This is a genomic window from bacterium (genome assembly GCA_040753085.1).
Lineage (GTDB): Bacteria > UBA9089 > JASEGY01 > JASEGY01 > JASEGY01 > JASEGY01.
This window is the reverse complement of record JBFMHI010000078.1, coordinates 7,135-12,105: the sequence shown is the minus strand read 5'-3', so window position 1 is coordinate 12,105 and position 4,971 is coordinate 7,135. Positions and strand designations below refer to the sequence as shown.

Below are 4,971 nucleotides of genomic sequence, written 5' to 3'. Positions count from 1 at the left end.
TGTCCGTTCCGTAGACGGACAACCACAAGGGTTGTCCCTACAGCCTAAGGACAGACCCGAATCACGGACACGGCTCACGGATTTTCCGTGTTTCATCTGTGTGCATCTGTGGCTGAACGGTTACCCCAAAACTGCTCCCGCGCGACTAGCCACCAGGTTTCTATCGTTCCGGTTTGGGGATAGGCGCTTAATGTAGCATACCTTTCCTCGAAACTGGCCAGCGAGTCGATAATGTTTCTGAAAGCTAAAGTTTGTAAGGCTGCGATGTAAACCTTTGGTCGAAACTGGCCAGCCCGTACTACCTTTCTCCCTCGGCATATTTATGGAGCTTGATTTCCACCTTTTCTTCCAGCTTGGAATAATAATCCCTTAATACTTCCAGCACCTCAGGCCGACTGAAGTGTTCAGTCACCTCTTGTCCCTCGGATAACATCTTCCTTAGCATGGTTCCGCTTAATAGTATCCTATCGTCCTTACCATGGGGGCATGTCTTCATGGAGGCCATGCCGTCACATTTAAGGCAATAGAAGGTCCAATCAATTTTAAGGGGTCGAAGCTCAAGGGAACCCTTGGGTATCTCATCGAATATGTGCTGGGCATCAAAAGGACCGTAATATTCACCCACGCCGGCATGATCCCGACCTATTATGAGATGACTGCAGCCGTAGTTCTGTCTGAAAACAGCATGCAACAGGGCCTCTCGCGGTCCGCCATACCGCATCTCCATCGGGTAACCACCCTGGATACATGTGTCTTTTACAAAATAGTTTTCTATTAAGACTTCAATAGCCTTTACCCTGACTTCAGCCGGTATGTCTCCGGCCTTCAACTTCCCTAACAATTGATGGATAAAGACCCCATCACAAACCTCAATGGCTATCTTGGCCAGATATTCATGAGACCGGTGCATAGGATTTCTTAATTGCAGGGCGGCCACGGTAGACCAGCCCTTTTCTTCGAAGATCTGCCTGGCTTCTGCCGGACGCATATAAAGGCCTTTAAATTCCTCAGGGTAATAGCTCTCACTAAATACCTTTACGGGGCCGGCCAGGTTTACCTCTCCCTGAGCCATCACCTTGGCTACGCCGGGGTGAGCAGCATCGTCTGTCCTGAAAACCTGTTTACACTCGTGAACCTTGTCAATGATGTATTTTTCCCTGACCGTCATGCTTCCCATCAATTCGCCGGTTTCTTCATCAATAAGGGCGACCTCTTCTCCCTCTTTTAGGCTGTCTGTCTGCCCCTTTGGAGCAGAAAGGGTTATGGGGATGGGCCAGAAAACACCATTGCTCATCATGTAATCATCACAGACACCCTGCCAGTCGGCCTGGCCCATAAATCCATCCAGGGGAGTAAAGGCCCCAATACCCATCATAATCAGGTCAGAGGTTTCCCTGGAAGTCATCCTGATCTCTTTGAGGGTTTTAGCCTTTTCCTTCGCCTCTTTGAGTTCATCACCGCTAACTAATAAAGGTTTTAACTCTCCCCCACCGTGGGGTGCAACTAATTTGGCCATCTTACCATCCTCCTTTTCTTATTTCGGATTGCGGATTTCGGATTTGTAACTATTCAGCCACTAAGGCACAAAGATTACAAATAATAGCACACGGATTGCACGGATAAAACGGATTGACACGGATAAAAATTTATTAAAAAAAATCCGTGAGAATCCGCCAAAATCTGTGTCATCCGTGGGCTATTCCATTATTCTCTTCGTGCCTTAGTGGCTTTGTGGCTGAATAGTTACTCGGATTTTTTGTCTCATTCCGCAATCCGCAATCCGCAATCCGCAATCCGCAATCCGAAATCGGCGATTGTTTTAGTTTCCCTCAGCCACCATTTTGATAAAATCGGTTGAGGTGAAAATTCCCACCCGCTCGGCCTCCTTAATAATAATTCTGTGAAATCCATTCTTTAACATATACTGAGCCGCCTTACGGGAATTCATTTCTTCCGCTTCTTTAAAGGTGATTGTCTTTAATTCTCTTTGACAGAATTCTACTAACGGCTGGGCGGAGTCTTGATCGTGTTCTGTAACTATACCGATCACTTGACCTTGTCTATTGACAATCAATAAACAGCTCCTCTGAAGCTCCTTCATTTTCCGTAAGGCAAAACCCACTGTCTTATTCCAATCAACGGTAAGTAAATCTTCAAAGGTGGCGTAGTCAACGATAGACTTTTCCATTTCTTAATCCTCCTCCAGAACCGGTTCACCGTCTTCTCTGGCTAAAAAATCTATAGACATTAAAACCAGTTTATGATAAACTATTATTTTAGCACCAGGGATCAAATAAGTCAAGTGATAATATTTTATGGGTGGATAAAAATAATTTATGTTAGAGAACTTCCGTTTACAGGTATTCCATACCTTATCGAGGGAAAGAAGCTTTTCTAAGACAGCCAAGCTTCTCTGTATGACCCAACCGGCGGTCAGCCACCAGATTCAAGTCCTGGAAGAATATTTAGAGACCAGGCTTTTTGAACGAAAGAAAGGCATGGTTGATCTGACTGAGTCGGGGAGGATATTATTAAAATATTCTGAACAAATCCTTGGTCTCTACCAAAGGGCGGAAAAAGAGATTGCCGATCTGACCAGGGTGTCCAAAGGCCGTCTTCGAATTGGGGCCAGCACTACTATTGGTCAATATCTGGTTCCCAGGATAATAGGCGAATTTAAAGAACGCTTCCCAGGGATTGAAATCTTCCTGATTAATGCCAACACCCAGGAGATCACGGCAAAACTGCGGGCAGATTCTGTTGATTTGGGCCTGGTTGAAGGTCCGGTGGAAGATAAGGATATTTTAGTGGAGAGGTTCATGGAGGATGAATTGGTCCTGGTTACTTCGCCTAAACATCCCTGGGTAAGGAAGGACAAGATAGATAAATCCGAATTACTGCAAGAATCTTTTATTATGCGGGAAAAAGGCTCCGGGACCAGAAAGGTGATTGAAGAAAGTTTGAAGGCAGCCGGCATAGACCCGAACTCGTTGAAGATAAAGATGGAGCTTGGCAGTTCTGAATCAATTAAGGCGGCGGTAGAGGCAGATTTAGGGGTGGCTATTGTCTCGAAATGGGCCCTTTTGAAAGAAAAAAAACTGGACACCTTAAGGAGCTACCCTCTTAGCGGGATAAAATTTAGGCGTTATTTTTTCATTATTATCCATCAAAAGCGGTTCAGAACTAAACCGATAGAGAAGTTCCTGGAATTTCTAAAAGGATTTGATATTACTTCCCTGGGACAATAAGGATCACGGGTATCTTCTTACCCATTACTGACCTGCCCCGAAATATGGCGACCTGTACGGTTAGGCTGAGCCTTGGAAACCGCTAAAGCGGATATGTTGTCTTATTCGCATCACCCTGATAAATCAGGGTGCTAATCTCAGTAGAAATGGGGATATTAATCTCGATAGAAATGAGGAGATGATGAGAATAGCACCCCGATTTATCGGGGTGAATCGGTAGAGAATAAGCCCCCCTCCTAACCGCTTCAGCGGTTTCTTAACCGCACAGGTCGAAATATTGAGAAGATACTACAAGGAAGAGGCGAATGATGAATTCAGCCGTCATAATTATGGCCGGCATTACTCTTGTTTTAGCGATAGCAGGTTACCTTAAAGGAGGAGGGCTTCACCTCCTGGGTCTCAAGGCTGGCACTAAGATGTTCTGGGGAGTGCTCCCCTTGCTTATTTTTGCTTTTGCTATAGCTGGTTTAGTTCAGGTATTAATTCCTACCGAGCTTATCAGGCGATGGCTGGGAGAGGAGACAGGATTCAAGGGTATTATGTTCGGCTGTATTGCCGGAGGACTTACGCCGGGTGGTCCGTATGTCAGTTTTCCTATAGTGGTTTCACTTTACCAGGGCGGCGCCGGCATAGGCACGGTGGTTGCCTATGTGACCGCATGGTCACTCTGGGCCGTCAGCAGGCTTCCCATGGAATTCAGCCTGATAGGACCAAAGGTGACCATAATAAGACTTGTCTCCACCTTTATCTTTCCGCCCATCGCCGGACTGATCGCCCATACTTTCTTCTCGGCAAGATAGAGATGTATCTCTGCAAGATAGAAATGTATCTTCTCAATATTCCGGGGTAAACAAGCGATTACCCCATAAAGATATCGGATAACTTCTCAATATTTCGGGGTAAATCTAAGATCACCAAAATAGAATGTTAGCATTTGCAACGACTTAGAGCTCTGAGCCCTTGGTTTTACCCCGAAATATTGAGAAGATCCGAAGAAACAGTATGACTTCTAAAGATTATGAGATAGCCAAAAGACTGAAGGCAAAATTGTCTGAGGTCGTCCAGCTTATGGAACTTAAAGTCTTTGGCTCACGAGCAAAGAGTACCCAGGATGAGTATTCGGATATGGATGTATTTATAAAAGTAGCTTATCTCGATGATAAACTTAAGGAGGAAATCTTTGATATTGTATGGGAAGTGGGATTTGAGAACCTTATGGTAGTGTCACCCCTCATCTGCACTCAAAAAGAGATAGAAGACACCCCCTTGCGTTCAGCGCCAATCATAAAAAATGTTTTAGAGGAGGGGATAAGTATATGACCGATAAACAAGCCCTCTTTGGTTACCGGCTCAAACAGGCAGAGGAAACCCTGGTTGATGCGGAAAAGATGTTACAAAATAATTTGGGTCCAAGATCCATCTTGAATAGGGCTTATTATTCCATGTTTTATGCCTTGTTAGCCCTCTTTTTGAATAAAGATGTGCCCCTAAAGACATCTAAACATATTAGAGTTATCTCTATATTTGATAAAGAGTTTGTGCATACAGGCAAGCTGGATAAGCATTATTCAAAGCTGCTTCATAAGATGTTTGATGCACGGCAGGAAGGTGACTTTTGAAAGGACCTAAGGGACCTAAAGGACCTAAGGGCTGCATAAGATGTTTGAGTCACGGCAGGAAGGTGACTTTTGAAAGGACCTAAGGGACCTAAAGGACCTAAGGG

At 44.9% G+C, this 4,971-nt stretch carries 6 protein-coding genes; 4 read left to right on the top strand and 2 right to left on the bottom strand.

Annotated features, from left to right (window positions below; translation table 11 throughout):
- Window positions 1-298: 298 nt before the first annotated feature.
- Complete coding sequence (gene sat, locus AB1797_08960) at window positions 299-1,516, bottom strand: sulfate adenylyltransferase (protein ID MEW5767739.1); 1,218 nt, start codon at window positions 1,514-1,516, stop codon at window positions 299-301.
- Window positions 1,517-1,819: 303 nt separating this feature from the next.
- Complete coding sequence (locus tag AB1797_08955) at window positions 1,820-2,188, bottom strand: CBS domain-containing protein (GenBank protein ID MEW5767738.1); 369 nt, start codon at window positions 2,186-2,188, stop codon at window positions 1,820-1,822.
- 148 nt (window positions 2,189-2,336) lie between these two features.
- On the opposite strand from AB1797_08955, the gene AB1797_08950 reads away from it, so the two are divergent.
- The 4 genes from AB1797_08950 (at window position 2,337) to AB1797_08935 (ending at window position 4,867) form a co-directional block, all read left to right on the top strand.
- Window positions 2,337-3,248: a selenium metabolism-associated LysR family transcriptional regulator gene (locus AB1797_08950; GenBank protein ID MEW5767737.1), complete on the top strand. Its 912-nt coding sequence runs from the start codon at window positions 2,337-2,339 to the stop codon at window positions 3,246-3,248.
- Between the two features lie 305 nt (window positions 3,249-3,553).
- The gene (locus AB1797_08945) at window positions 3,554-4,048 is read left to right on the top strand and encodes a permease (GenBank protein MEW5767736.1); all 495 of its coding nucleotides are present in this window, start codon (window positions 3,554-3,556) and stop codon (window positions 4,046-4,048) included.
- Between the two features lie 202 nt (window positions 4,049-4,250).
- On the top strand, window positions 4,251-4,568 hold the full coding sequence (locus tag AB1797_08940) for a nucleotidyltransferase domain-containing protein (protein MEW5767735.1): 318 nt from the start codon (window positions 4,251-4,253) through the stop codon (window positions 4,566-4,568).
- On the top strand, window positions 4,565-4,867 hold the full coding sequence (locus AB1797_08935; protein ID MEW5767734.1) for a HEPN domain-containing protein: 303 nt from the start codon (window positions 4,565-4,567) through the stop codon (window positions 4,865-4,867). Before AB1797_08940 ends, AB1797_08935 begins: the two co-directional genes overlap by 4 nt.
- Window positions 4,868-4,971: the final 104 nt, after the last annotated feature.